Raw genomic sequence first — 25,657 nt, forward strand, 5'->3', positions numbered from 1 at the left:
TGCATCGACGTCGGTACAACTTCATATCCGATTCATTTTCCGACAGGGGAGCGCCACAGCGCTGAGAGTGCGGCAGCCATAGTTCCGGCGGGCCGCAGACCCTCTGAACCTCGCCCAGGTCATTCTGGGTAGGAAGTTCGGTCTTCACTCATGAGAACCACGAACAAGTACATAGCCCTGGCCGTCGGGCTGGGCCTCGTCACGCTGTCCGCGTGCGGATCGTCGTCCGGCTCGGGCGGCGGTGACTCCAAGACCGTCACGCTCGTCAGCCACGACTCCTGGGCCGTCTCCAAGAGCGTCATCGCCGAGTTTGAGAAGAAGTCCGGATACAAGGTCCGGGTCCTGGAGGACGGCGACGCCGGGCAGGCCGTCAACAAGGCGATCCTGACCAAGGACAACCCACAGGGCGACGTCTTCTTCGGCGTCGACAACACCCTGCTCTCGCGGGCCCTCGACAACGACCTCTTCCAGTCGTACGAGCCGAAGGGCTCCGACCTGATCCTCCCCGAGTACCGGGTCGACCAGGACAAGCACCGCGTCACGCCGATCGACACAGGCGACATCTGCGTCAACTACGACAAGGCGTACTTCAGCAAGCACAAGCTGACCCCGCCCACCTCCTTCGACGACCTGATCAAGCCCCAGTACAAGAACCTCCTCGTCACCGAGAACGCGTCCACCTCCTCACCAGGACTGGGCTTCCTCCTCGGCACCGCCGCCCAATACGGCGACGACGGCTGGCAGGACTACTGGAAGAAGCTGAAGGCCAACGGCGTCAAGGTCGTCGACGGCTGGGAGCAGGCCTACAACGAGGAGTTCTCCGGTTCCGCCGGCGGCAAGAAGGCCAAGGCCGACCGGCCGCTCGTCGTCTCGTACGCCTCCTCGCCGCCCGCCGAGGTCATCTACGCCGACCCGAAGCCGGCCACCGCGCCGACCGGCGTCGCGGCCGGCACCTGCTTCCGGCAGTTCGAGTACGCGGGGCTGCTGAGCAACGCGGCGAACGCCGAGGGCGGCAAGGCACTCCTCGACTTCATGCTGACCAAGACCTTCCAGGACGACATGCCGCTGAACATGTTCGTCTACCCGGTGCGTGAAGGCGCCCAGGTGCCAAAGGAGTTCATGAAGTACGGTCCGCAGGCCGAGGATCCCGAGACCATGGACCCGGCGAAGATCGCCGACAACCGTGACGACTGGGTCAAGTCATGGACCTCGCTCGTACTGAAGTAACTGAAGTAACCGAGGTAGCGGAAGCAGCCCGCCGCGAGGGACGCACGGGCGGCACGGCGGTGCGGCTCGGGCTCATGGCCGTGCCCGTCGCGTTCTTCGCGGTCTTCTTCGCCTACCCCGTCACCGCGATCCTCGCGCGCGGGCTCCATGTCGACGGAGCCTGGCAACTCGCCCGGATCTGGGACGTGGTGGCGCAGTCGGACATCCGTCATGTCCTGTGGTTCACCACCTGGCAGGCCCTCGCCTCCACCGCGCTCACCCTGCTCGTGGCGCTGCCCGGCGCCTACGTCTTCGCCCGTTTCGACTTCCCGGGCACGCACGTTCTGCGGGCGATCGTCACCGTCCCCTTCGTGCTGCCGACGGTCGTCGTCGGTACGGCGTTCCTGGCACTGGTGGGCCGTGGCGGGCTGCTGGACGAGTTGTGGGGCGTACGGCTGGACACGACTGTATGGGCGATCCTGCTGGCGCATGTCTTCTTCAACTACGCGGTCGTCGTACGGACGGTCGGCGGGCTGTGGGCCCAACTCGACCCGCGGCAGGAGGAGGCCGCGCGGATGCTCGGGGCGTCGCCGCTCAAGGCCTGGCGTCAGGTCACCCTCCCGGCTCTGGCGCCGGCCGTGGCCGCCGCCACGCTGATGGTGTTCCTGTTCACCTTCACCTCCTTCGGTGTGGTGCAGATCCTCGGTGGACCGGGCTTCTCGACGCTGGAGGTCGAGATCTACCGGCAGACCTCGGAGATCTTCGATCTGTCCACCGCCGCGGTGCTGACGATCATTCAGTTCGTGGCGGTCGGCGCGATCCTCGCGCTGCACGCCTGGACCGTACGGCGGCGGGAGAGCGCCCTGCGGCTGGTGGACGCCTCCGTGACGGCCCGGCGACCGCGTGGGGCGGGCCAGTGGGCGCTGTTGGCGGGCGTCCTCGCCTCCGTCGCCGTACTCCTGCTGTTGCCGTTGGCCGTGCTGGTGCAACGGTCGTTCGACGCGCCGGACTTCGGCTACTACCGGGCGCTGATGTCGTCCGACGGGGGCGTCTTCCTGGTGGCGCCGATCGAGGCGATCGGCAATTCGCTGCGGTACGCCGTCGTCGCCACCGTCATCGCCCTGGTGATCGGCGGTCTCGCCGCCGCCGCGCTCACCCGGCGGGACGCGGGCCGGTTCGTGCGGGGGTTCGACGCGCTGCTGATGCTGCCGCTCGGGGTGTCGGCGGTGACGGTCGGCTTCGGGTTCCTGATCGCGCTGGACGAGCCGCCGCTCGATCTGCGGGCCTCCTGGATCCTCGTGCCGCTCGCGCAGGCGCTGGTCGGCGTCCCGTTCGTCGTACGGACCATGCTGCCGGTGCTGCGGGCGGTGGACGCGCGGCTCCGGGAGGCGGCGGCCGTGCTCGGGGCGTCGCCATGGCGGGTGTGGCGTGAGGTCGATCTGCCGATGGTGCGGCGAGCGTTGCTGATCGCGGCCGGGTTCGCGTTCGCGGTGTCGCTGGGGGAGTTCGGGGCGACCGTGTTCATCGCGCGGCCCGACAACCCGACGCTGCCGGTCGCGGTGGCCAAGCTGCTCGGGCGGGCCGGGGAACTCAACTACGGCCAGGCGATGGCCCTTTCGACGATTCTGATGGTGGTGTGCGCGGTGGCGCTGCTGGTGCTGGAGCGGCTGCGGACCGATCGGACGGGGGAGTTCTGATGCTGCTGTCCATCGAAGACGCGACCGTACGGTTCGGCGGGCGGGCCGTGCTCGACGCCGTCGGCCTGGGGGTCGCCGAGCACGAGATCGTGTGCGTGCTCGGGCCCAGCGGCAGCGGCAAGTCGACGCTGCTGCGGGCGGTGGCGGGGCTGCAACCGCTCGGCGCCGGGCGGGTGTTGCTCGACGGACGTGATCAGTCGGGGGTGCCCGCGCATCGGCGTGGGGTCGGGCTGATGTTCCAGGACCATCAGCTGTTCCCGCAGCGGGACGTGGGCGGCAATGTGGCCTTCGGGTTGCGGATGCATGGGGCGTCGAAGGGCGAACAGGCGGGCCGGGTACGGGAGTTGCTCGACCTGGTCGGGCTGCCGGGTGCCGCCCGCCGGGCCGTGGCGTCCCTCTCCGGCGGTGAGCAGCAGCGGGTGGCGCTGGCCCGTGCGCTCGCGCCGCAGCCCCGGCTGCTGATGCTGGACGAGCCGCTGGGGCAGCTCGACCGTTCGCTGCGGGAGCGGCTGGTCGTCGAACTCCGGGAACTCTTCGGCCGGTTGGGGACGACCGTGCTCGCCGTCACCCACGACCAGGGTGAGGCCTTCGCGCTTGCCGACCGGGTCGTGGTGATGCGGGACGGGCGGATCGCCCAGACCGGGACGCCGCTGGAGGTCTGGCAGCGGCCGGTGGACGAGTTCGTGGCCCGCTTCCTCGGCTTCGACAACGTGGTCGAGGGGACGGTCGCCGGAGAGGCCGCGGACACCCCGTGGGGGAAGCTGCCGGTCGGCGAGGGCACCGTGCAGGGAACGCGGACGCTGCTCGTACGGCCCGCCGGCGTGCGGCTGGTGTCCGCCGACACGGGTCTGCGCTGCACGGTCACCGCCCGCACCTTCAAGGGCACCCATGTCGCCGTACACCTCCAGCCGACGGACGCGCCCCGCCTCGAAGCGGCGTGCGCTCTGCGGGAGGCGCCGGAGGTCGGGGACTCGGTGGGGGTGGAGTTCGACGCGGACGAAATCGTCGTGCTCGACTGATAGGGGTGCGTCTAGGGTCGGCGACATGACGCTGCTCGCACATGACCGCTACTGCGACGAGATTGCCCACCAGGTGGGCCAGTTGAGGGCGGTGGTGACGTCCGGGGCCGACCTCTCCACCACCGTGCCGACCTGTCCGGACTGGTCGTTGGAATATCTCGTACGGCATACGGGTGGTGCCCTGCGCTGGGTCGAGCTGCTGGTGCGGACGCGCGCGCCGGAGGAGATCCCCGAGGACGAGGTGCCGCTGGCCCATGGTCCCGAGGCCAACGGCGACCCCGACGCGCTGGACGCCTGGCTCGCCGAGACCGGCGAGATGGTCGTCGCCGCTCTGCGCGAGGCCGGCCCCGACGCGAAGGTCTGGGCGTGGGCCGGGATCCACACCTCCGGCTTCTGGGCCCGCCGGATGACCCACGAACTCACCGTCCACCGCGCCGACGCCACCCTCGCCGCCGGACTGCCCTACGAGGTCGCGCCGGACGTGGCGGCCGACGCGATCGACGAGTGGCTGCAGATCATCGAGTTCGTGCAGCGGACGATGCCGGACGACGCGGCGGTGGAGCTGCGCGGGCCCGGTCGCAGCATCCACCTGCACGCGACCGACGTGACCCCCGAGGTGAACGCCGAGTGGGTCATCGAGCTCGGCGAGGACGGCGTCTCCTGGCGGCGGGGGCACGAGAAGGCGACCGTCGCACTGCGCGGCCCGCTCACCGCCGTACTGCTCGCCTTCTACCGCCGACTGCCGCTGGACAGCCGGGAGTTGGAGGTCCTCGGTGAGCGGGAGCTGCTGGAGTTCTGGCTGGAGCGGGCGACGTTCGGGTGAGGGTGAGGGAGACATGGGTGTGGCCCGCCCCGAGTGCGGGACGGGCCACGGAGAACGGTGGTGCCAGGGGTGTCAGCGGTTGCTGTTCGCCCCGCGGCGGCGGAAGCCGAAGTAGACGGCGCCGCCGCCTACGGCGACCAGGGCTGCCGCGATGCCGGCGATGATGCCGGTGTTGGAGTTGGCGCCGGTCTCGGCGAGGTTGGAGTCACCGGCCGCGGGGGACGGGGCGCTGCTCGGGGCGTCCGCGGGCGGGGTGCTGTCGCTCTCCGAGGCCGACGGGGTCGGAGTGGGCGTGTCGGACTCGGCCGGGGCGGAGGGGGTCTCCGACGGCGTCGGCGTGGCCGGCGGGGTCGGGTTCTCCTCCTTCTTGCAGGCCGTGTCCGGGGTGACGAGGTTGGGCTTGATGTCCTCGTTCACGTAGGGCGCGGCGTCGACGTGGATGCGGTACTCCGCGTTCGGCTTCCAGTTCTCGGTGAAGGTGATGGTCACACCCTCGCGCGAGCCCTTGACCACCTGCTCGCCGACCTTCTTCAGGTCGGCGCCGTTGTTCTGCAGGTACACGGTGATGGTCGCCGGAACGCCGGCGGGGTCCACGTCGGTGACGGTGATGACACCCTTGTCACCGTCGCACTTGGCCGCGGCCGAGAACTCGTTGATGTTGCAGGCGAGGGCGTTGCCCGCGGAACCGAGCGCAAGCGCGGCCGAGGCGGAGGCGACACCGAGGATGCGCACGGAGCGTGCGACGGTACGGCGGGATAGGGACAGGACTGCCACGTTTGTCCTTCATGTGATGCGCAAATGCGGGGGGCTGGAGGGGTGTTGATGGGACACCAACATTCCCAGGAGTCTCACAGATTTATAAGCGCCGCATAAGAAGTGTCAACGCATATGCGCGACTCAGCCCTCGGCTTTGCCCTCTTATTAACCGCCGACACGTTTCAGCGCCGCCGGAGCGTCCTCGATTCGGTCGACCAGGGCAATTCGGGCCTCCATCGACCGGTCCCGCGCCAGCGCCTGCAGCAGCGGCCAGGTCGGCAGCCGCTCCGTCCAGTGCGCACGGTTCACCAGCACCATGGGTGTGGGCTCGCCCCGCGACTCGTAGTAGTTCGGCGTCGCGTTGTCGAAGATCTCCTGTACGGTCCCGGCGGCGCCCGGCAGGAAGACGACACCCGCGGTGGAGCGGGCCAGCAGGCCGTCCTCGCGAGTGGCGTTGGCGAAGTACTTGGCGATGTGCGCGGCGAACGCGTTGGGCGGCTCATGGCCGTAGAACCAGGTCGGGATGCCCACCGAAGGACCGCCGTCCGGCCAGCGCTCACGGACCTCGAACGCGGCGCGCGCCCAGTCGGTGATCGACGGGACGAACTTCGGGGCCTTCCCGAGGAGTTGGAGCGCCTCGGTGAGCATCTCGTCGCCGAACGGGGCCGCGTACGCGCCGAGATTCGCCGCCTCCATCGCGCCCGGCCCGCCGCCTGTGGCGACGGTGAATCCGGCACGGGCCAGCTCTCGGCCGAGACGGGCCGCACCGGCGTACTCTTCGGTGCCGCGCGCCATCGCGTGCCCGCCCATCACGCCCACCACCCGGGCGCCGACGAGGAGTTCGTCGAGGGCGTCCGAGATCGCGTCGTCGTGGATGGCGCGCAGCATGGAGCCGAATATGTCGCCGTCCGACTTGGTCCGCTGGAACCAGGCGTACGAGAGGGCGTCCGGCGTCGCCTCGTAACCCTTGTCGAGCGAGGCGAACAGTTCGGCGGGCGAGTAGACGAACCCGCGGTACGGATCGAAGGGGAGGCCCGGGACCGGCGGGAAGACCAGGGACCCCGAGGCGCGCACATGGGCGGCGGCCTCGGGGTCCATCGGGCAGCCGAGGAAGACGGCGCCCGTGGCGTCCATGGTCAGCAGGACGTCCGTACGGTCCGTCAGATCGACGGCCTGGACACGGTGATGGGCGAGCGAGCCGACCGTTGCGACCACCTCGTCGAACTCGGCGAGGGACTCGATCTCACGGTCGTGGGAGCGGTCGAGTATATGGGCGGGTGTCGAGTGCACGCCGCCCATGTTAGGTGCTCAGCGGGGGCCGGGATGGGTTGTCGGTTCTCTGCGGGTCCGTCGTGGCTGGTCGCGCAGTTCCCCGCGCCCCTTAGGGCGTTGTTCAGCCCTCGATCGCCGACGGGTCCATCCAGACGACCTCCCAGGTGTGGCCGTCGAGGTCGTCGAAGGCGCGGCCGTACATGAAGCCCTGGTCCTGGGCCTCGCCGGTGGGCGAACCGCCCAGGGCGATGGCCCTGTCGACCAGTTCGTCGACCTTCTCGCGGCTCTCCGCGCTCAGCGCGATCAGAACCTCGCTGGTCTTCGTGGCATCCGCGATCTCCTTCTTGGTGAAGGTCGAGTAGAACGACTTCTTGAGCAGCATCGCCACGATCGTGTCGCTGATCACGACCGAGGCCGCGTTCTCGTCGCTGAACTGCTCGTTGATCGAGTAGCCCAGCTCCGTGAAGAACTTCTTCGAGGCGTCGAGGTCGTTCACGGGCAGGTTCAGGAAGATCATCTGCTGGTACATCGTGGTCTCTCCCATCGAGTTCGTGTCGTTACGTGGGGGTAGACCCAAGGGTCGCGCAGAACTCATCGCCGTAAGGGGACTTTTTTCGTACGTCTTCTCGTACGCGGCTCAGCCGGCGGCCATCGGCAGCGCCGCCAGCTCGGCGACGATCAGGGTGAGCGGCGCGAAGAGGGCCAGCAGGGCGCCGGCGCGAAGGGCGGCGGCGCTGCGGAGCATGGCGGTGGGGGCACCGAGGCGCAGGAGGGCGGCGGTGGTGTCGGCGCGGGCCTGCTTCGCCTCCACGGCGGCGGTGAGGAGGGTGGCCGCGGTGCAGCCGACGACCACCAGGGCGCCGAGGTCGGTGAGCGAGCCGAGGGGCTGGACCTCGGTGTCGTGGACGAGGGCGGTCGTGTACGCCGCCGAGGCCACGGCGCAGACGATGCCCAGGGGGCGGCCGATGCGGGCGGACTCCTCCATGAGGACGCGGCCCGCGAGGAGGCGCAGGGCGCCGGGGTGGGCGGACTGGAGGAGCCGGCCGCAGAGGTGGGTGAGGCCGGGGGCGGCGAGGGCGAGGCCGAGGGCGGCGAGGGCCCAGCCCGCGAGGAGGCCGGGGGAGGTGGGGTCTGCGGTGCGGCTGGCGTAGGCCTCTACGGTGAGGCCTGCGGCGAGGACGGTGATGCCCCAGGGGAGGCCTCGGGGGGCTTCTCGGGGGGCCGGGGGGCCGAGGTGGGGGTCGGGTTGGGGGGCGTCTGCTGGAGCGGCGTCCGGGGTTGCCGCTGAGGGGTCGGTCGCGCTCCCCGGCGCTTGCGGGGTGCCGCCTTTCTTTGGGTCGGGAGCCGCCCCAGCGGCACGACTGCCCGCAGCTTGGCGGCCGAAGCGTCCGTACGCTCCGAACGTCTACCGTGCCCCCGCCAGCCCGTACGCGCCGAAGCGGCCGTATTTCCTGGGGGCTCCGTGTTGTGGAGGCCTGCGTAGGTCCTTCGGGCGTAGGACCAGGGCCGTTGAGAGGGATGCTGTTGCCGGTACCAGGGACAGCAGCGTCAGGGTTGCCGGTAGGGGCAGTGGTTGCTCTGCCGCCAGATACTCCGTTGCCGCGCCGTCGAACGGCATGCCCGTGAGGTCGCCACGCAGGTGGAGGAAGGTCACGAGGGCGAGGAGGGAGCCGAGGGTGGTGGCCAGGGCGGTCGTGAGGGCGGAGGTGATCATCAGGCGGCCGGGGCCCAGGCCGATGGCGGAGAGGCCGGGTCGGGGTTTGGTTCCCGGGTCCGTGCGGGCCACCGCCACGGCGAAGTAGACGGTGGTCGCGAGGGGGGCCGTGCACCAGGTCAGGCGGAGGGTCGATGCGGCGGGGTCCTGGTGGGACATCGCGTGGCCCAGGGCGGAGAGAAGCAGGAAGCCCGTCGCGGCCGAGGCCGCGGCCACCGCGAGGCGGCGCAGATGTACGGCGGGCTGGGCGACGCGGGTCAGACGGAGAGCGAGCACGCGGCCCGGCCTTCCGACTCGGTGACCGGGGGCAGATGCACCGTGGTCACGCGCCGGCCGTCGAGGAGGGAGACCGTGCGGTCCGCGACCGCCGCCGTTTCCGCGTCGTGTGTCGCCAGGATCACCGTGATGCCGTGCGAGCGGGCCGCCGTGGTGAGCGTGCGCAGGACGTGGCCGCGGTCGGCGCGGTGCAGGGGAGCCGTGGGTTCGTCCGCGAACAGGACCGTGGGGGTCGGGGCCAGGGCCCTGGCGATCGAGACGCGCTGGCGTTCCGCCTGGACCATCTCGTGCGGCCGCTTACGGGCACGGTCGCCGACGTCCAGGCGCGCCAGCCACTCCATCGCGGCCACCTTGGCGCGACGGCGACTGGTGCCGCGGAGCATCAGCGGCAGGGCGGCGTTCTCCCAGGCGTTGAGTTCGGGGACGAGGAGCGGGGCCGGGTCGATCCACGCGAAGCGGTCGCGGCGCAGCCGTTCTCGGGCGATCGGGCCCATGGTGTGCACCGGCACGCTGTTGAACCAGACCTCGCCGCGCAACGGTCGTACCAGACCGGACAGACATCTCAGCAGCGTTGTCTTGCCGCTGCCGCGCGGGCCGCTCACCGCGACGATCTCGCCCTCCTGGACGTGGAGGGAGACGCCGCCGAGCGCGGGCGAGCCGTCGTCGTGCTGGAAGTGCAGGGCGCGTGCCCAGAGAACGTCGTTGTCCGGCGGGGCCACCATGGGCGTACACCTCGTTCAGATCCGTAATTCCCGGTGCCGATTCCCCAGGCGGGGGAACGAAGGCAGGGCCGGCCAGCTACAAGGCACGCTAGGGATTTGGGGCAGCAACGCCGGACAGCACGCGGCCCGGGTGCACCCTTCTCACTCGCATGGGTGCACCCGGGCCGTGGCAGCGCCGGGGGTTTACAGCTTCGTCCACGCCTCCGTCAGCGTCGCGCGCAGGATCTGCTCGATCTCGTCGAACGTCTCCTGGTTGGAGATCAGCGGCGGCGCGAGCTGGACGACCGGGTCGCCTCGGTCGTCGGCACGGCAGTACAGGCCGTTGTCGTAGAGCGCCTTGGAGAGGAAGCCGTACAGGACGCGCTCCGTCTCCTCGTCGTTGAAGGACTCCTTGGTGTGCTTGTCCTTGACCAGCTCGATGCCGTAGAAGAAGCCGTTGCCGCGGACGTCGCCGACGATCGGCAGGTCGTACAGCTTCTCCAGGGTCGACCGGAACGCGCCCTCGTTGTCGAGGACGTGCTGGTTGAGGCCCTCGCGCTCGAACAGGTCGAGGTTGGCGAGGCCGACCGCGGCCGACACCGGGTGGCCGCCGAAGGTGTAGCCGTGCAGGAAGGTGTTGTCGCCCTTGTAGAACGGCTCGGCCAGCCGGTCGGAGATGACGCAGGCGCCGATCGGGGAGTAGCCCGAGGTCATGCCCTTGGCGCAGGTGATCATGTCCGGGACGTAGTCGAACTTGTCGCAGGCGAACATCGTGCCGAGGCGGCCGAAGGCGCAGATGACCTCGTCCGAGACCAGCAGTACGTCGTACTGGTCGCAGATCTCGCGGACGCGCTGGAAGTAGCCGGGCGGGGGCGGGAAGCAGCCGCCCGCGTTCTGCACCGGCTCCAGGAAGACCGCGGCGACCGTGTCCGCGCCCTCGAAGAGGATCTGCTGCTCGATCTGGTCGGCGGCCCAGCGGCCGAAGGCCTCCGGGTCGTCACCGAACAGCGGCGCCCGGTAGATGTTCGTGTTCGGGACCTTGTGCGCGCCCGGGACCAGCGGCTCGAACGGGGCCTTCAGAGCCGGCAGACCGGTGATGGACAGGGCGCCCTGCGGGGTGCCGTGATACGCGACCGCGCGGGAGATCACCTTGTGCTTGGTGGGCTTGCCGACCAGCTTGAAGTACTGCTTGGCCAGCTTCCAGGCGGTCTCCACCGCCTCGCCGCCGCCGGTGGTGAAGAAGACCTTGTTCAGGTCGCCGGGGGCGTGGTGCGCGAGGCGCTCCGCCAGCTCGATGGCCTTCGGGTGGGCGTAGGACCACACCGGGAAGAACGCCAGCTCCTGGGCCTGCTTGAAGGCGGTCTCCGCCAGCTCCACGCGGCCGTGGCCCGCCTGGACCACGAACAGACCGGCGAGACCGTCGAGGTACCGCTTGCCCTTGTCGTCGTAGATGTAGGTGCCCTCGCCCCGGACGATCGTGGGGACGGGGGCCTTCTCGTACGAGGACATGCGGGTGAAGTGCATCCACAGGTGGTCGTACGCGGTCTGGCTGAGGTCCTTGGTGCTCACGGTTATCGGGTCCTCACGGTTATCGGGTTCCCCACATGTAGGTCTGCTTCTTGAGCTTCAGATAGACGAAGCTCTCGGTGGAGCGCACTCCGGGGATGGCCCGGATGCGTCGGTTGATGACCTCCAGGAGGTGGTCGTCGTCCTCGCAGACGATCTCCACCATCAGGTCGAAGGAGCCTGCGGTCATCACCACGTACTCGCATTCGGACATGGCGGTCAGCGCGTCGGCCACGGACTCCACGTCGCCCTCGACATGGATGCCGACCATCGCCTGCCGGCGGAAGCCCACGGTGAGCGGGTCCGTGACGGCGACGATCTGCATCACGCCCTGATCGAGCAGCTTCTGGACGCGCTGACGCACGGCCGCCTCGGAGAGGCCGACGGCCTTGCCGATCGCGGCGTACGGCCGGCGGCCGTCTTCCTGGAGCTGTTCGATGATGGCGAGGGAGACGGCATCCAGCTGGGGATTGCCGTTCCGCTGATCTGCGCTTCGACTGGCCACGACCTCACTGTGCACGACGTCTCGACCGTTCCGCAAGGTCGAGGCGATGAAATTCGTTGTTTACGTATCCCAGACCTGCGGATTTCGCAGAAACGGCGCGATCTGGGCTGTTGAAAACGTGGGCCGCGGGACTAGGGTGGGTGTCTCAGTCAATGGACAGTTCGACCTGACAGGAGGCCGGCAGTGAGCACCGAGCTGCGTCGTCTGCGCAATTACATCGACGGTGAGTTCCGCGACGCCGCCGACGGACGGACCACCGAGGTGGTCAACCCCGCGACGGGCGAGGCGTACGCGACCGCGCCGCTGTCCGGGCAGGCGGACGTCGACGCCGCGATGGCGGCCGCCGCCGCGGCCTTCCCGGCCTGGCGCGACACCACCCCGGCCGAGCGGCAGAAGGCCCTCCTGAAGATCGCGGACGCGTTCGAGGAGCGGGCGGAGGAACTGATCGCGGCCGAGGTGGAGAACACCGGCAAGCCGATCGGGCTCACCCGGTCCGAGGAGATCCCGCCGATGGTGGACCAGATCCGGTTCTTCGCCGGCGCGGCGCGGATGCTGGAGGGCCGTTCCGCCGGTGAGTACATGGAGGGGCTGACCTCGATCGTCCGGCGCGAGCCGGTCGGCGTCTGCGCGCAGGTCGCGCCGTGGAACTACCCGATGATGATGGCTGTTTGGAAGTTCGCGCCGGCGCTGGCCGCGGGCAACACGGTCGTCCTGAAGCCGTCCGACACGACCCCGGCGTCGACGGTCCTGATCGCCGAGATCATCGGCTCGATCGTGCCCAAGGGCGTCTTCAACGTCATCTGCGGTGACCGCGAGACCGGCCGGATGATGGTCGAGCACCCCGTCCCGGCGATGGCCTCCATCACCGGCTCCGTCCGCGCCGGTATGCAGGTCGCCGAGTCCGCGTCCAAGGACGTCAAGCGGGTTCACCTGGAGCTGGGCGGCAAGGCGCCGGTCGTCGTCTTCGAGGACACCGACATCGCCAAGGCCGTCGAGGACATCTCCGTCGCGGGCTTCTTCAACGCCGGTCAGGACTGTACGGCGGCCTGCCGCGTCCTCGTCCACGAGGCGATCCACGACGAGTTCGTCGCGGCGCTGGCGAAGGCGGCGGCCGATACGAAGACGGGGCAGCCGGACGACGAGGACGTGCTGTACGGGCCCCTCAACAACCCGAACCAGCTGAAGCAGGTGACTGGGTTCATCGAGCGGCTGCCGGCGCACGCGCGCGTGGAGGCCGGAGGCAAGCGGGTCGGCGACAAGGGGTACTTCTTCGCGCCGACCGTCGTGTCCGGCGTCAAGCAGGACGACGAGATCATCCAGAAGGAGGTCTTCGGGCCGGTCATCACCGTTCAGTCCTTCGCCGACGAGAACCAGGCGGTCGAGTGGGCGAACGGGGTCGAGTACGCGCTGGCGTCTTCCGTGTGGACGAAGGATCATTCGCGTGCGATGCGGATGTCGAAGGCGCTGGACTTCGGGTGCGTGTGGATCAACACGCATATTCCGCTGGTTGCGGAGATGCCGCACGGTGGGTTCAAGAAGTCGGGGTATGGCAAGGATCTTTCGGCGTACGGGTTTGACGACTACACGCGGATCAAGCATGTGATGACGTCGCTGGAGGCGTAGGTCGTATTTCGGCTGCGGGGGTGTGGGGGGCTGGTCGCGCAGTTCCCCGCGCCCCTGAGGGGCGTTGCGGCATGCTGCGCCCATGCCCCCAACGCCGAAGACGTCCTCGCTGTCCCGTCGCTCCGTGCTGCGCGCCCTGGGCGGCACCGCCGCGCTCGGGGCGCTGGCCGGGTGTGGTGTGCCCGCCGCGTATGTCGAGCCGGGTGACCGGGCCGGTGCCGATCTCTCCGCCCGCGACAAGCGGCTGACCTGGGCGAACTGGCCGCTGTACATCGACACGGACGACGCGGACGAGTCGCGGCGGCCCACGCTGGAGGCGTTCGAGAAGCGGACGGGGATCGCCGTCGACTACGTCGAGGAGATCAACGACAACGACGAGTTCTTCGGCAAGATCAGCCCCGCGCTGATGAACCGTCAGCGGACGGGCCGCGATCTGATGGTCATCAGCGACTGGATGTGCGCGCGGTTCGTGCGGCTCGGCTGGGTGCAGGAGATGGACCGCGCCCGGCAGCCGAACGTGACCAAGTACCTTGATCCGCAGCTCCGTTCGCCCGCCTTCGACCCCGGCCGCACGTTCACGGTGCCGTGGCAGTCGGGGATCACCGGTATCGCGTACGACCGGCGTCGGCTCGGTCGGGAACTCCGGCACGTCTCCGACCTGTGGGCGAGCGACCTGAAGGGGCGGGTCACGCTGCTGTCCGGGCTCGACGAGGCGTTCGCGCTGCTGATGCAGGGCAACGGCGTCGACATCACGCGGTGGACGGCGGACGACTTCCACACGGTGTGCGACCAGGTCGAGAAGTACGTCCACAGCGGCCAGATCCGCCGCTTCACCGGCAACGACTACACCAAGGACCTGGTCAGCGGTGACGTACTGGCCTGTCAGGCGTACTCCGGTGATGTGATCCAGCTCCAGGCCGACAACCCTCACATCCGCTTCCTCGTCCCCGAGGAGGGCGCCGAGCTGTGGGCGGAGTCGCTGATGATCCCCAATCAGGCCGCCCACAAGGCCAACGCCGAGCGGCTGATCGACTACTACTACGACCCCGAGGTCGCCGCCGAGCTGGCCGCCTGGGTCAACTACGTCTGCCCCGTCCCGGCCGCCCAGGACGTTCTGGCCTCGTCGAAGGATGAGGAGACCGCCGCGCTGGCCGAGGATCCGCTGATCTTCCCGGACGCCGCGATGCGGGGGCGGCTCGCCATCGCGCGGGACATCACCGCGGACGAGCGGACCGAGTTCGCGCAGCGGTGGAACGCGATCGCGGGGTTGTAGAGGAGACGCACTCCCACGACCTCAGCCGCGTCAACTCCTGCGTTCTTGATGAAATTTGGTGTGCAGATGTGTTGACCCTTGTTCGAAGTCTCTTCTACGTTGCGGGAGCCACAGAGCCGCCGACCTGCTTGCAGGGCTTCGCGGACGTAACTGCCCAGAAAGGGACGTCGTGTCACGAAAGAACCGTCGCGGGACAGCTTGCCTGGGGGCGTTGCTGGCCGGCGTCACGGCATTCGGCGGGGCCCTCGCCTCCCCCGCGTCCGCCGCTCCCGCAGCCGCCTCCACCCACGCTTCCCCGCCGCCCGTCAGCGACTTCCGCGGCGTCAACTGGGCCGACCCGCGCGACAATTACGCCGACGACGCGGTCGTGCCCTCGGGCCTGTCCACCTCCGACAGTTACGCCACGACCTACGCCAAGTCCCGGGCGATCATCGGCGGGTTCGCCGGGCTCGGCGCCAACACGGTCCGCCTTCCGGTCAATCCCACCTCCGTGAACGGCCCCTTCTGGAAGTCGTACCGGGGCGCGATCGACGCCGCCACCGCCAAGGGCTTCAAGGTCATCCTGGGCTACTGGGAGGCCGACAACGCCAAGGACGGCAAGATCGACGACCAGGCCTCCTGGGACCGGATGTGGGCCCGGATCACCTCCGCCTACACGCGCAACTCCAAGGTGTACTTCGAGCCGATGAACGAGCCGTTCGGCTACACCGCCCAGGAGTGGACCGACATCGCGGCGAAGTGGGTGACCACCCACCGCAATGTGCCCCGCGACCGGATGCTGATCGGCGGGTACAAGTACAGCGAGGACGTGAAGCCGGTCTGCGCCGACCCGCGCCTCAAGGGCACCCGGATCGCCCTGCACAACTACGGGTTCTGGCACACCGACTGGACCAGCGTCGACCAGTGGAAAGCGGACTTCAAGGAGCGCATCGGCGACTGCGCCTCGCGCACGATCCTCGACGAGTTCGGTGCTTCCATGACGACCGGCCTGGACTACAACGGCCCGGTCAACGGCTCCAACGAGGTCGCCTACATCCAGGCAGCGACCGACACCATCCGGGAGCTGGGCCTGGGTTCGGTCTACTGGCCCGGCCTGCGCAACGGTGACACCTACTCCCTCACCACCCTCCAGGGCACGGGCACCCGCCTCAGCCTGACGGTGAACAACCAGAGCGGTCTCGACCGGTTGCACTGGGCCTGGAGGAAGTGACAGCGGTGCGATAGCGGTTGGTGCACCTTCCGGGTTCGGCGCCTCGGGGCAACCGAACCCGGAAGGGAGCTCACTGCTTTCGACCACTGCTCGCGCCGGGATCAGCTGCTGGGGACGGTGTCCTCGAACGTGGTGCCCGCGCTGCGGTACGCCGTCAGCCGTGCGGCGACCTGCGCCGGCGTGAGGACCTGGTCCTTGACGTGGAGGACGTAGTCGACCTGCTGGTCGTACGCACGGGCGGTGGTGCTGGTCTGGCCCGCCAGGTCGATCAGCCACTGGTTGAAGTTGATCGACATCGGCCGCTCCGGCAGGTACGCGGCGTCATGGGTGCCGAAGAGCTGTCCGTCGACGTAGTACTTGATGGTGCTGTTGTCGATGGTCAGCACCAGGTCGTGCCAGCCGGCGTAGCTCTGGCGGCTCTCGGTGTGCTGGTTGACCGCCACCCACGGGTCGGGCTGGTACGTCTCCCAGGACGTCGTGTAGAGGATGTTCGACGGCTCGCCCCAGCCGCCGTTGGGCAGGTACTCGAAGTCGTACTCGGCGTAGTCGTCCGCCATCGGTGCCTTGAGGTCGTTGATGGTGAAGAACGTCTGGACGAGGTGGTCGCCGTCCGGGCCGTACTTGGGCGTGTCGCTGAACTTGACCCGGGCCGCGTAGGTGCCGTTCTTGAACTTCATCGCCCGGGTGAGGATTTCGGTCTGCTCGGTGCTCCCCGCGGTGCCGGCGCTGGAGGTCTCCAGGTTCATGATGGAGTTGCCGCCGCTGCTGGAGAAGGTGACGTTCTCGGGTGCCCAGGTGGCGCCGGGCACGCCGGGACCGCCGGAGTTGGCGCGCACGCTCCAGCCGTGCGCGGAGATGTTCGGGTCGCTGTGGCTGCTGTAGTTGAAGTCGTCGAACAGTGTGGCGCCGTCGGCCGGAGGATCGGTCGGCGGGTCCGTCGGTTCGTTGCCCGCGGGAGCCGTGCCCCACAGGGTGGCGCCGGACAGCTGCGCCGTGACCTTGGACCAGTCGCCGTACGACGTCCGGGCGGCGCCGAAGGAGTAGTCGTCGCTCTGGTTCAGCGGCGCCCATGTCGACTGGTAGAAGCGCAGCTGCAGGTCGCCGGTGTCTGCGCCGGGGGCGAGCGAGCCGGCACCGGAGGTGAAGCCGATCTCCAGGTAACGGTCGGCGGTGGCGGTCGGGTTGGCGAGCGTGCCGAAGGTGCCCGTGATGTTCGCGCAGCCCTTGACGGCCCAGGAACAGGCGAAGCGGTAGGTCGCGCTCGCCGAGTCGGCCTTGAAGTAGTAGCGGACCTTGACGCCGCTCAACTGCACGCTCGCGGCGCCGGTGTTCTTCACCTTGAACCAGGGTTCGGCCTGGTCGGCACTGGCTCCGGTGGCGCTCGTACGGTACTGGACGCTCAGCCCGTCGGCAGCCGCGCTCGCGGTCGCCGGGAGGGCGGTGAGGGCGGTGGCGCCCATGGCCACCGCTACGGCGGTGACCGCGGTGGTACGTAGCCGGTTCTTCGCGGATCTCATCCTTGTTCCTCTCCAGAAGGTGGGGGCTTCCCGAGCCGGAACGCGGCCTGGGCGGGACGCGGTACGCATGACCTGACCAGTGGAGTCCACTGGACAGCTCACCTCTTGATGTGGGGACGAAGTTGGCATAGACCAATCGAGGCGTCAACCCCCCGTGCTTCACGGGGTTTTGGCTACACTTCCCTGACCAAGGGGACGGTTGCGGGCGACTACTGGTCAGCTGGTCAACTGAGGCTCGTGTGCATGCGGGAGGACGACATGAAGGCCGGCGAACCAGGTGCGGTGCTCAAACGGGAGCGAGTTCGCGACTTCATCCTCGACCTCGTCGAGTCACACCGCCCGGGGGATGCGATCCCCTCCGAGCGCTCCCTGTGTGCCCAACTGGGTGTGTCCCGCCCGACCTTGCGCGCGGCGGTCGACGAGCTCGTCGCCGCGGGTCTTCTGGTGCGGGAACACGGGCGCGGCATGTTCGTGGCGCCTGAGAAGATCACCCAGGAACTCGTCTCCGCCCAGCAGGCGATGACGGTGCCTCAGGCCTCCGGTACCTGGTCGAGCCGCCTGCTGGAGTTCACCACCATCCCGGCAGGCGCGCGCGTGGGCCGCAAACTGCGCCTCTCACCCGCCGCCGAGATCGTGTACGTGGCACGGCTGCGCCTCGTCGACGGCGCCCCGATGGCCATCGAGCATCTGCACATCAGGGCCGACCTGGTCCCCGTCCTGTCCGCCGAGGAACTGGAAGCCGGCGACCTGTACGAGCACCTGCGCGAACAGCACGGCGTGCACGTCCAGGAGGCCGTACAGGCGATCGAGCCGACCGTCGTCACCCGGGCGGAGGCCGAACTGCTCGACGTGCCCGAGCTGTCCCCCGCGCTGCTCTTCGAGCGGCTCACCTCGGACACCACGGGCCAGGCCGTCGAATACGTCCACTCGATCTACCGCGGCGACCGCTACCGCATCGTCTCCCGGCTCACCCTCGGCCCCGCGGCCACAGCACCGCCGACCGCCCTGGGACACCACCCCGGCATCCCCCCGGGCGACTTCGCCCACCGCGACACCATCGCTTCCTCCACACGCGGGGACATCCAGTCGGCACCGTGAACCGCTCCCGCAAGCGCGCCACCGGCAGCCGGTGCGGATGAGTCAGGCGGCCGGCCGCACCAGGCCGGACTCATAGGCGAAGGCCACGGCCTGGACGCGGGCCCGGGCGCCGATCTTGGCGAGGATGTGGCTGACGTGGCTTTTGACGGTGGTCGGGGCGATGGAGAGCCACTGGGCGATCTCGGCGTTGGACCGGCCCGAGGCGACGGCGACGAGGATGTCGCGTTCGCGTGCGGTGAGGGCGTCGACCGTGGAGGCGCGACGCAGCGGGTACACGGTGCCCTTTTGCCGGACGGCATCGATCAGGGCGCGGGTCAGGCCAGGAGTGATGACGGCGTCGCCGGCGGCCACGACGCGGATGGCGGAGACGAGTTCGTCAAGGGCGGCGTCTTCGAGGACGAAGCCGTCGGCGCCGGCGTGCAGGGCGGTATAGGCGTACCCCTCGTCACCGGCGGGGGTGAGCACCAGGGTGCGCGGCGTGTGCTCTGCGAGGCGCCGGACGGTCTCGATGCCGTCCGCCTGGGCCGGCCTGCCGTCGACCAGGACGACGTCGGGACGGAGCGAGGCGCTCAGGTGGACCGCCTCGGCCGCGCTCGCCGCTTCCCCGACGACGCTGAGATCGGGCTCGGCGGCGAGAAGCATGCGGAGGGCGAGACGCTGCAGAGACTGGTCGGTGACCACGAGTACGGAGACCATGTCTGCCTTCTCCCTGACGGAAGCGGAGAGCAGAGCTGTCCGCCCATCGGAACGAAACTGTTTCGTTCATCAAGCTACTCCAGCTCGTATAAAGCTGGAGTAGGCGAACGGCTATGACTTCCCCCACAGCCCGACGCCGTGCGCGGTGCTGGTCACTGCAACGCCCTGAAGGGGCGGGGGATTCCAGCGGAGCGCTCAGCCGTGATCCGGCATCCCGGCGACTTCCTCCAGCGCGTGCGTCAGCCAGCCCGTCCAGAAGCTCTCCAGGTCGATGCCCGCCCGCAGCACCAGATGCCGCAGCCGGTCCTCGGGGCCGTCCTTGCCGGGCGGGAAATCGCGCTGCTCGATCTCCTCGTACTCGGCCAACTGCCGCCGGTGCAGCTCCAGATGGCGGCGCAGATCGGCCTCAAGACCCGCCGTGCCGACCACGGCCGCCGCGCGCAGCCGCAGCAACAGGGCGTCCCGGTGCGGCTTGGGGTCCTGGGCGGCGGCCGTCCAGCGGGCCAGTTCGGCGCGGCCGGCGGGCAGCACCTCATAACTCTTCTTCTGCCCGCGGGCCGGCTGCGCGGTGGGCAGGGCCCTGATCGAGCCCTCGGCCTCGAGTTTCCCCAGTTCGCGATAGATCTGCTGGTGCGTCGCCGACCAGAAGTAGCCGATCGACCGGTCGAACCGCCGGGTCAGCTCCAGCCCCGAGGACGGCTTCTCCAGCAGGGCGGTCAGGATCGCGTGCGGCAGGGACATGGGCACATCCTAGGAACGGTGCAGCAGCGCCCCGTGAGGGGCGCGGGGAACTGCGCGACCAGCCGCAACGGACCCGCGGACAGATAACCGGCGCCCCGGCGGAGCTAGAGCGATGCCGCGACCTCCGTACCCTGCTTGATCGCCCGCTTGGCGTCCAGTTCGGCGGCCACGTCGGCGCCGCCGATCAGGTGCGCGCTCCGGCCCGCGGCCACCAACTCCTCGTACAGATCGCGGCGTGGCTCCTGCCCCGTGCACAGCACGATCGTGTCGACCTCCAGGACCGTGCTGGTGTCGCCGACCGTCACATGCAGTCCGGCGTCGTCGATCCGGTCGTAGCGCACGCCCGGGACCATGCGGACGCCGCGGTGCTTGAGCTCGGTGCGGTGGATCCAGCCGGTGGTCTTGCCGAGGCCCGCGCCGACCTTGGACGTCTTGCGCTGGAGCAGGTGGACCGTGCGGGGCGGGGCGGGGCGCTCGGGGGCGGTGAGGCCGCCGGGGCCTTCGTACGTCATGTCGACGCCCCAGTGACGGAAGTACGTCGCCGGGTCCTCGCTCGCCTTGTCGCCGCCGTCGGTGAGGTATTCGGCGACGTCGAAGCCGATGCCGCCCGCGCCGAGGACCGCGACGCGGTCGCCGACGGGGGCACCGTCGCGCAGGACGTCGAGATAGCCCACGACGCTCGGGTGGTCGACGCCGGGGATGTCGGGGGTGCGGGGGGTGACGCCGGTGGCGACGACGACCTCGTCGTAGCCGGGCAGATCGTCCGCACAGACCCGGGTGTTCAGGCGTACGTCGACACCGTGCGCGTCGAGTTGGTGGCGGAAGTAGCGCAGCGTCTCGTCGAACTCCTGCTTGCCCGGGACCTTGCTGGCCACGTTGAGCTGGCCGCCGACCTCGCTCGCCGCGTCGTACAGCGTCACCTCGTGGCCGCGCTCGGCGGCGCTCACCGCGCAGGCGAGTCCGGCGGGCCCGGCGCCGACGACCGCGACCCGTTTGCGCAGCCGGGTCGGGGAGAGCACCAGCTCGGTCTCGTGGCAGGCGCGCGGGTTGACCAGGCAGGAGGTGATCTGCCCGCTGAAGGTGTGGTCGAGGCAGGCCTGGTTGCAGCCGATGCAGGTGTTGATCGCCTCGGGGCGGCCCTCGGCCGCCTTGTTCACGAACTCCGCGTCGGCGAGCATCGGCCGGGCCATCGACACCATGTCGGCGCAGCCGTCGGCGAGCAACTCCTCCGCCAGTTCAGGGGTGTTGATGCGGTTGGTGGTGACGAGAGGCACCGAGACCTCGCCCATGAGCCGCTTGGTGACCCAGGTGTACGCGCCGCGCGGCACGGACGTGGCGATCGTGGGGATACGGGCCTCGTGCCAGCCGATGCCGGTGTTGATGATCGTCGCGCCGGCCGCCTCGACCGCCTTGGCGAGCGTGACCACCTCGTCGTGCGTCGAACCGCCCGGCACCAGGTCCAGCATCGACAGCCGGTAGATGACGATGAAGTCCTGGCCGACCGCCTCCCGCACCCGCCGCACGATCTCCACGGGGAACCGCATCCGGTTCTCGTACGAGCCGCCCCAGCGGTCGGTGCGCTGGTTGGTCTGGGCCGCGATGAACTCGTTGATCAGATAGCCCTCGGAGCCCATGATCTCGACCCCGTCGTACCCGGCCTGCCGGGCGAGACGGGCGGCGCGCGCGTAGTCGTCGATCGTCCGCTCCACGTCCTCGTCGCTGAGTTCGCGCGGCGGGAAGGGGCTGATGGGCGCCTGGAGCGGACTCGGGGCGACGAGGTCCTGGTGGTAGGCGTACCGGCCGAAGTGCAGGATCTGCATCGCGATCCGCCCGCCCTCGCGGTGCACGGCCTCGGTGATGACCGTGTGCTGCTCCGCCTCGGCGTCGGTGGTCAGCTTCGCGCCGCCCTCGTACGGCCGGCCCTCCTCGTTGGGCGCGATGCCTCCGGTGACGATCAGTCCGACCCCGCCCCGGGCGCGGGCGGCGTAGAAGGCGGCCATCCGCTCGAAACCGCGCTCCGCCTCCTCCAGACCGACGTGCATGGAGCCCATGAGCACGCGGTTGGGGAGGGTGGTGAAGCCCAGGTCGAGGGGGGTCAGCAGATGCGGGTAACGGCTCATTCGACTGTTGTAGAGGACGGTCCGCCGATTATGCAACTAGTTGCACAAGTGGCCTCGCCCACTCACGCCCTGCTTGAGGGCCGCCCCTACGATCCGCTCCGCGACCGGGTTCATCGCCTGGTCCTTGGCGTTCGTGTCGTTGAGCGAGTAGACCACCGTCCGGTCGAGGTCGCGGGTCGCGCCGATCGCCGTGCTGTAGCCGTACCGGGCGCCCGACTTGATCCAGTAGACCTTCCCCTCGTACGCGAACCGCTGGAGCCCCGCGCTCATCGTCGCGTCCTTGACGCGCGGCACCGTGAACATCTCCCGCAGCTGCGGCTGGGGCACGATCCGGCCCCGGAAGAGCGTGTTGATCAGCCGCTCCAGGTCGGCGGTCGTGGAGATCATGTCGCCGGCCGCCCAGCGGTCCGCCTGGTTCCACTCGGTGACGTCGACCAGCCGGGTCGTCCCGTCCGGCTGCTTCATCCTCTGGTAGCCGCGGTTGTGCGGGCCGAGGATGCGCGGATCGGTGCCGGGAAAGTACGTGTCCCACATTCCTGCGGGGTGCAGCACACGACGGGTGGCCTCGGTGGCGTACGAGTGTCCGGTCACCTTCTCGATCAGCATCCCGAGCACCGTGTAGTTGATGTTGAGGTAGTGCTGCCGCTTCCCGGGGCGGAACTCCGGCCCCTTCGCCACCGCCGACGCCACCACCTGCCGCGGCGGCAGCGTGTCGAAGCGGTGCTCGTACACCTCCTCCAGGGTGTCGCCGAGGGCGTCGCCGTATTGGATGCCGCTGGTGTGGTTCAGCAGCTGCCGCACCGTGATCGGCTCGAAGCGGTTGCTCAACAGGCCGGGGAGGTAGTGCTGCACCGGCCGGTTCAGGTCGACCCTGCGTTCCGCCGCGAGGTGCAGGACCACGGCCGCCGTCACCACCTTCGTCGTCGAACCGGCCCGGAACCGCGCGTCCGGATCCGCCGCCCGCCCGCTGACCAGGTCCCGCACGCCCGAGCTGCCGTGCCAGCTGCCGTCGGTGCCGCCGACCCGGACCAGGGCCGCCGTCGCGTCCTCGTCCGGAAGCCCGGCGATCGCGGCGCACAGGGCCTCCGCGTCCGGGCCCGCCGTGGCGCGGGCGGAGGCCGACGACGGCGCTGCCAACGCGGGCGCCGCCAGGGGGCCGGCGGTCAGCGCGACGGCGACACAGGCGGCGAGGACAGAGGTGCGCATGGGCTGCTCCTGGGGGAGGCGGGGTGTTTGTGATGATCCTCTGCGCGTACGACGGTGCCCGAATCGTCACCGAGGAGGGCACCCACCCTGGTGGAACCCCGAGCAACCCCCGCCGCCGGCAATGGAGTTGCCAGGGATCGCCCCTACGGGACCGGCACCGGCACCGAAAAACTGTTATCGAGGCCGCCTTCACCCCGTCTCCGTATCTGTGATCTTCCTCATGGCGAGCCACACAGTCACGGCTGAGAAGGTGCGTACGGACACGGAATGACACAGGAGAGGACGAGTGTGGAAGGGCGGCAGTGGCGATCCACCATCGCGGCGGCGCAGGCCGGTGACCGGCAGGCGCTGGACGAGCTGGTCGCGGGCTGGCTGCCGCTGGTCTACAACATCGTCGGCCGCGCCCTGAACGGTCATGCCGATGTCGACGACGTCGTCCAGGAGACGATGCTGCGGGCCGTCGACAACCTCGGCTCGCTGCGCGACCCGGACAGCTTCCGGTCCTGGCTGGTGGCGATCGCCATGCGGCAGATACGGGACCGGGCACGCCGCAAGCAGCCCGACCGGCTGGACGAGTCCGCCGCGCACGAGGCCACCGACTTCGCCGAACTCACCGTTCTGCGGCTCCAGTTGGAGGGCCAGCGGCGCGAGGTCGCGGAGGCGGTGCGCTGGCTCGACGACGAGGACCGGCAGTTGCTGTCGCTGTGGTGGCTGGAGGTCGCCGGCGAACTCACCCGGCGTGAGCTGGCCTCGGCCGCCGGCATCAGCCGCCAGCATGCCGCCGTCCGCGTCCAGCGGCTGAAGGAACGCCTGGAGACCGCGCGCGGCATCGTGCGCGCCCTGGATGGCGCCTGCCCCGAACTGCGCGAGGTGACGGCCCGCTGGAACGGCCGCCCCGACTCCGTCTGGCGCAAGCGGCTGGCCCGGCACGTCCGCGGCTGCGGCTACTGCGGCGACGCCCGCCAGGCCGTCGTACCGGCCGAGCGGCTCCTCGTCGGGATCGCGCTCGTGCCACTCCCGGTCGGCTTCACCCTGTCGCTGGCCTTCGGCGGCAAGACGGCCGTGGCCGCCACCTCCGTCGGCTGGTCCGCGAAGGTGCTGGGCGCGCTGACCAAGCCCGCCGTCGCGATGACGGCCGGCGCGAGCATCGTGGCGGGCGGCGCGTACGTTGTCACCCAGCCCCCGGCCGACCCGCCCCCGCGCGCGGCGGCCCCGACCGCGGCGAGCACGGCCCGCCCGCCGTCCCCCTCCGCGCCCGCCTCGCCCACGCCGTCACCCTCACCGTCCCCGACGAAGACACAGAACGTCGACCTGTACGGCACAGTCGTCGACGCCGTCGACACGGCACCCGACCGGAACACCCCGCCGGGCGCGCTGCCGCGCCGCCCCGAATCCGGGATCACCAGCAGTGGCGGACCGAGGACCGTGATGCAGCACCGCGGAGAGAGCGTGACGCTGAGCGGCCAGGGCTACGTCCTGGTGCGCTGGCAGATCGCCCCGCACGACCGGGCCGGTGGGATGACCATGCCGACCTGGACCGGTCTGAAGGGCAAGATCTTCCACGTTGCCTCCGGCGGCAGCCGTCGTATGGACGACCCCTTGGACGGCAGTGCCGACGGCGCGGCCACGGGCATGGGAAGCCCGGAAACCGGCTACACCGTCCTCCCGGACGGCACCCAGCAGATGTGGCAGAACGAGTTCTTCTACGTCGACGGAACCGTCACCCTCAACGTCAACGAACGCGGCGCCTCCTACGGCCTGACCGTCTTCCCGTCCAGCTGGGACAAGGTCACCGAGGACATCCAGAACGGCCCCGACCAGGGCGCCATCCGCTACGGCCTGGTCCGCGACAACGGCAAGGACACCGCTCCCGTACCGCAGTACGTCACGCGAGCGACCCCGGCCGATCCGGCGACAGTGGCTCAGCGTTCGCGCGTGTAGTGCCCCTGGGGCCGCGCAGGGTGCACAGCGCGTCGATGCGGTTCGTCGTGATCGAGTCGACGCCGATGTCGACGAGCCGGCGCATGGAGCGGCGGGTGTCGGGCGTCCAGACGGAGACCAGATAGCCGTCCGCGTGGAGGCGGGCGGCGAGGCCGCGGTCGACCAGCGGGAAGCGGTAGTTGAGCCACCGCGGCCGTACCGCGTCCAGCAGCGCGGGCCGGGCCGGCGCCAGCGTCGTCCAGGTCAGCGCGATCTCGGCGGCCGGGTCGGCGGCGCGCACGTCGAGCATGGCGCCGGCGTCGGCGCAGTAGTACACGCGGTCGGCCGCCCCCGACTCCCGTACGACGCCCACGACCCGGCGGACCGCCTTGGCACTCGGCCCGCCGGGCAGGTCGAGCATGACCCGGTGGCCGTCGGTGGCGGAGAGGGCCTCCGCCAGCGTCGGCACCCCGCCGTCCGTGAGCCCGTGCACCTCGGCCGCCGACAGCGAGCTCAGCGGCCGGTCGTGCTCCCACAACCGCTTGAGCGAGTCGTCGTGCAGCAGCACGGGCACGCCGTCCCGGGTGAGCCGTACATCGATCTCGACCGCGTCCGCGCCCTGTCTGAGCGCGGAACGCAGCGAGCCGAGCGTGTTCTCGCGGAGCCGGTAGGGGTCGCCGCGGTGGGCCACGGCGGTCACGTTCTGCATGGGCCTCAT

General features: G+C 69.9%; 21 protein-coding genes and 1 pseudogene. 9 read left to right on the plus strand and 13 right to left on the minus strand.

Annotated features, from left to right (window positions below; translation table 11 throughout):
* Positions 1–150: 150 nt before the first annotated feature.
* The 4 genes from ACTWQO_RS08625 to ACTWQO_RS08640 are packed head-to-tail and all read left to right on the plus strand — an operon-like array spanning position 151 to position 4,745.
* Positions 151–1,227: a thiamine ABC transporter substrate-binding protein gene (locus ACTWQO_RS08625; protein ID WP_443236601.1), complete on the plus strand. Its 1,077-nt coding sequence runs from the start codon at positions 151–153 to the stop codon at positions 1,225–1,227.
* Positions 1,203–2,903, plus strand: a complete 1,701-nt coding sequence (locus ACTWQO_RS08630) for an ABC transporter permease (protein WP_443236602.1) — start codon at positions 1,203–1,205, stop codon at positions 2,901–2,903. Before ACTWQO_RS08625 ends, ACTWQO_RS08630 begins: the two co-directional genes overlap by 25 nt.
* A complete protein-coding gene (locus tag ACTWQO_RS08635) occupies positions 2,903–3,922 on the plus strand; it encodes an ABC transporter ATP-binding protein (RefSeq protein WP_443236603.1) in 1,020 nt (339 codons plus the stop codon). The genes ACTWQO_RS08630 and ACTWQO_RS08635 overlap by 1 nt, the downstream gene beginning before the upstream one ends.
* Before the next feature lie 25 nt (positions 3,923–3,947).
* Positions 3,948–4,745: a maleylpyruvate isomerase family mycothiol-dependent enzyme gene (locus ACTWQO_RS08640; RefSeq protein WP_443236604.1), complete on the plus strand. Its 798-nt coding sequence runs from the start codon at positions 3,948–3,950 to the stop codon at positions 4,743–4,745.
* A gap of 72 nt (positions 4,746–4,817) precedes the next feature.
* On the opposite strand, the gene ACTWQO_RS08645 is transcribed toward ACTWQO_RS08640, so the two are convergent.
* From ACTWQO_RS08645 to ACTWQO_RS08675, 7 genes and pseudogenes are all read right to left on the minus strand, one after another.
* Positions 4,818–5,519 carry an LAETG motif-containing sortase-dependent surface protein gene (locus tag ACTWQO_RS08645; protein ID WP_443236605.1) on the minus strand — a complete coding sequence of 234 codons (702 nt, stop codon included), beginning with the start codon at positions 5,517–5,519 and terminating at the stop codon, positions 4,818–4,820.
* Positions 5,520–5,666: 147 nt separating this feature from the next.
* Positions 5,667–6,791: an LOG family protein gene (locus ACTWQO_RS08650; protein ID WP_443236606.1), complete on the minus strand. Its 1,125-nt coding sequence runs from the start codon at positions 6,789–6,791 to the stop codon at positions 5,667–5,669.
* Between the two features lie 103 nt (positions 6,792–6,894).
* Positions 6,895–7,302, minus strand: coding sequence for a VOC family protein (locus ACTWQO_RS08655; protein WP_443236663.1), 408 nt, complete (start codon positions 7,300–7,302; stop codon positions 6,895–6,897).
* Between the two features lie 108 nt (positions 7,303–7,410).
* Positions 7,411–8,763: pseudogene (locus ACTWQO_RS08660) on the minus strand (hypothetical protein).
* Complete coding sequence (locus ACTWQO_RS08665) at positions 8,745–9,485, minus strand: ABC transporter ATP-binding protein (protein WP_443236607.1); 741 nt, start codon at positions 9,483–9,485, stop codon at positions 8,745–8,747. The pseudogene ACTWQO_RS08660 and the gene ACTWQO_RS08665 overlap by 19 nt, the downstream one beginning before the upstream one ends.
* A gap of 183 nt (positions 9,486–9,668) precedes the next feature.
* Positions 9,669–11,033, minus strand: a complete 1,365-nt coding sequence (locus tag ACTWQO_RS08670; protein WP_443236608.1) for an aspartate aminotransferase family protein — start codon at positions 11,031–11,033, stop codon at positions 9,669–9,671.
* Positions 11,034–11,052: 19 nt separating this feature from the next.
* Positions 11,053–11,550 (minus strand): Lrp/AsnC family transcriptional regulator, encoded by a 498-nt coding sequence (locus ACTWQO_RS08675; RefSeq protein ID WP_301984594.1) that lies wholly within the window; start codon positions 11,548–11,550, stop codon positions 11,053–11,055.
* A gap of 168 nt (positions 11,551–11,718) precedes the next feature.
* On the opposite strand from ACTWQO_RS08675, the gene ACTWQO_RS08680 reads away from it, so the two are divergent.
* From ACTWQO_RS08680 to ACTWQO_RS08690, 3 genes are all read left to right on the plus strand, one after another.
* On the plus strand, positions 11,719–13,158 hold the full coding sequence (locus ACTWQO_RS08680) for a gamma-aminobutyraldehyde dehydrogenase (protein ID WP_443236609.1): 1,440 nt from the start codon (positions 11,719–11,721) through the stop codon (positions 13,156–13,158).
* A gap of 82 nt (positions 13,159–13,240) precedes the next feature.
* The gene (locus ACTWQO_RS08685; RefSeq protein ID WP_443236610.1) at positions 13,241–14,431 is read left to right on the plus strand and encodes an extracellular solute-binding protein; all 1,191 of its coding nucleotides are present in this window, start codon (positions 13,241–13,243) and stop codon (positions 14,429–14,431) included.
* Between the two features lie 169 nt (positions 14,432–14,600).
* A complete protein-coding gene (locus ACTWQO_RS08690; RefSeq protein ID WP_443236611.1) occupies positions 14,601–15,641 on the plus strand; it encodes a glycoside hydrolase family 5 protein in 1,041 nt (346 codons plus the stop codon).
* A 101-nt stretch (positions 15,642–15,742) separates the two neighbouring features.
* Here the strand turns inward: ACTWQO_RS08690 and ACTWQO_RS08695 are convergent, their stop codons facing one another.
* Positions 15,743–17,158 (minus strand): cellulose binding domain-containing protein, encoded by a 1,416-nt coding sequence (locus ACTWQO_RS08695; RefSeq protein ID WP_443236612.1) that lies wholly within the window; start codon positions 17,156–17,158, stop codon positions 15,743–15,745.
* 258 nt (positions 17,159–17,416) lie between these two features.
* Here ACTWQO_RS08695 and ACTWQO_RS08700 point away from each other — a divergent pair, with 258 nt between their 5' ends.
* A complete protein-coding gene (locus ACTWQO_RS08700; protein ID WP_443236664.1) occupies positions 17,417–18,256 on the plus strand; it encodes a GntR family transcriptional regulator in 840 nt (279 codons plus the stop codon).
* Between the two features lie 42 nt (positions 18,257–18,298).
* Here the strand turns inward: ACTWQO_RS08700 and ACTWQO_RS08705 are convergent, their stop codons facing one another.
* The 4 genes from ACTWQO_RS08705 to ACTWQO_RS08720 form a co-directional block, all read right to left on the minus strand.
* Positions 18,299–18,952, minus strand: a complete 654-nt coding sequence (locus tag ACTWQO_RS08705) for a LuxR C-terminal-related transcriptional regulator (RefSeq protein ID WP_443236613.1) — start codon at positions 18,950–18,952, stop codon at positions 18,299–18,301.
* Positions 18,953–19,147: 195 nt separating this feature from the next.
* Positions 19,148–19,693: a PadR family transcriptional regulator gene (locus ACTWQO_RS08710; protein WP_443236614.1), complete on the minus strand. Its 546-nt coding sequence runs from the start codon at positions 19,691–19,693 to the stop codon at positions 19,148–19,150.
* Positions 19,694–19,797: 104 nt separating this feature from the next.
* On the minus strand, positions 19,798–21,813 hold the full coding sequence (locus tag ACTWQO_RS08715) for an FAD-dependent oxidoreductase (protein ID WP_443236615.1): 2,016 nt from the start codon (positions 21,811–21,813) through the stop codon (positions 19,798–19,800).
* A 36-nt stretch (positions 21,814–21,849) separates the two neighbouring features.
* The gene (locus tag ACTWQO_RS08720) at positions 21,850–23,019 is read right to left on the minus strand and encodes a serine hydrolase domain-containing protein (RefSeq protein ID WP_443236616.1); all 1,170 of its coding nucleotides are present in this window, start codon (positions 23,017–23,019) and stop codon (positions 21,850–21,852) included.
* Between the two features lie 267 nt (positions 23,020–23,286).
* On the opposite strand from ACTWQO_RS08720, the gene ACTWQO_RS08725 reads away from it, so the two are divergent.
* Positions 23,287–24,960 carry a sigma-70 family RNA polymerase sigma factor gene (locus tag ACTWQO_RS08725; protein ID WP_443236617.1) on the plus strand — a complete coding sequence of 558 codons (1,674 nt, stop codon included), beginning with the start codon at positions 23,287–23,289 and terminating at the stop codon, positions 24,958–24,960.
* Here the strand turns inward: ACTWQO_RS08725 and ACTWQO_RS08730 are convergent.
* Positions 24,905–25,648: a glycerophosphodiester phosphodiesterase gene (locus ACTWQO_RS08730; protein ID WP_443236618.1), complete on the minus strand. Its 744-nt coding sequence runs from the start codon at positions 25,646–25,648 to the stop codon at positions 24,905–24,907. The genes ACTWQO_RS08725 and ACTWQO_RS08730 overlap by 56 nt on opposite strands.
* Positions 25,649–25,657: the final 9 nt, after the last annotated feature.

Source organism: Streptomyces sp. 4N124 (assembly GCF_052245395.1).
In the GTDB taxonomy this organism is placed as follows: domain Bacteria; phylum Actinomycetota; class Actinomycetes; order Streptomycetales; family Streptomycetaceae; genus Streptomyces.

Excerpts from the sequence above, each read along its gene's own strand:
- ACTWQO_RS08625 (WP_443236601.1), top strand. The coding sequence starts at position 151 with ATGAGAACCACGAACAAGTACATAGCCCTGGCCGTCGGGCTGGGCCTC.
- ACTWQO_RS08630 (WP_443236602.1), top strand. The coding sequence starts at position 1,203 with ATGGACCTCGCTCGTACTGAAGTAACTGAAGTAACCGAGGTAGCGGAA.
- ACTWQO_RS08635 (WP_443236603.1), top strand. The coding sequence starts at position 2,903 with ATGCTGCTGTCCATCGAAGACGCGACCGTACGGTTCGGCGGGCGGGCC.
- ACTWQO_RS08640 (WP_443236604.1), top strand. The coding sequence starts at position 3,948 with ATGACGCTGCTCGCACATGACCGCTACTGCGACGAGATTGCCCACCAG.
- ACTWQO_RS08655 (WP_443236663.1), bottom strand. The coding sequence starts at position 7,302 with ATGTACCAGCAGATGATCTTCCTGAACCTGCCCGTGAACGACCTCGAC.
- ACTWQO_RS08665 (WP_443236607.1), bottom strand. The coding sequence starts at position 9,485 with ATGGTGGCCCCGCCGGACAACGACGTTCTCTGGGCACGCGCCCTGCAC.
- ACTWQO_RS08685 (WP_443236610.1), top strand. The coding sequence starts at position 13,241 with ATGCCCCCAACGCCGAAGACGTCCTCGCTGTCCCGTCGCTCCGTGCTG.
- ACTWQO_RS08695 (WP_443236612.1), bottom strand. The coding sequence starts at position 17,158 with ATGAGATCCGCGAAGAACCGGCTACGTACCACCGCGGTCACCGCCGTA.
- ACTWQO_RS08700 (WP_443236664.1), top strand. The coding sequence starts at position 17,417 with ATGAAGGCCGGCGAACCAGGTGCGGTGCTCAAACGGGAGCGAGTTCGC.
- ACTWQO_RS08705 (WP_443236613.1), bottom strand. The coding sequence starts at position 18,952 with ATGGTCTCCGTACTCGTGGTCACCGACCAGTCTCTGCAGCGTCTCGCC.
- ACTWQO_RS08710 (WP_443236614.1), bottom strand. The coding sequence starts at position 19,693 with ATGTCCCTGCCGCACGCGATCCTGACCGCCCTGCTGGAGAAGCCGTCC.
- ACTWQO_RS08715 (WP_443236615.1), bottom strand. The coding sequence starts at position 21,813 with ATGAGCCGTTACCCGCATCTGCTGACCCCCCTCGACCTGGGCTTCACC.
- ACTWQO_RS08720 (WP_443236616.1), bottom strand. The coding sequence starts at position 23,019 with ATGCGCACCTCTGTCCTCGCCGCCTGTGTCGCCGTCGCGCTGACCGCC.
- ACTWQO_RS08725 (WP_443236617.1), top strand. The coding sequence starts at position 23,287 with ATGACACAGGAGAGGACGAGTGTGGAAGGGCGGCAGTGGCGATCCACC.
- ACTWQO_RS08730 (WP_443236618.1), bottom strand. The coding sequence starts at position 25,648 with ATGCAGAACGTGACCGCCGTGGCCCACCGCGGCGACCCCTACCGGCTC.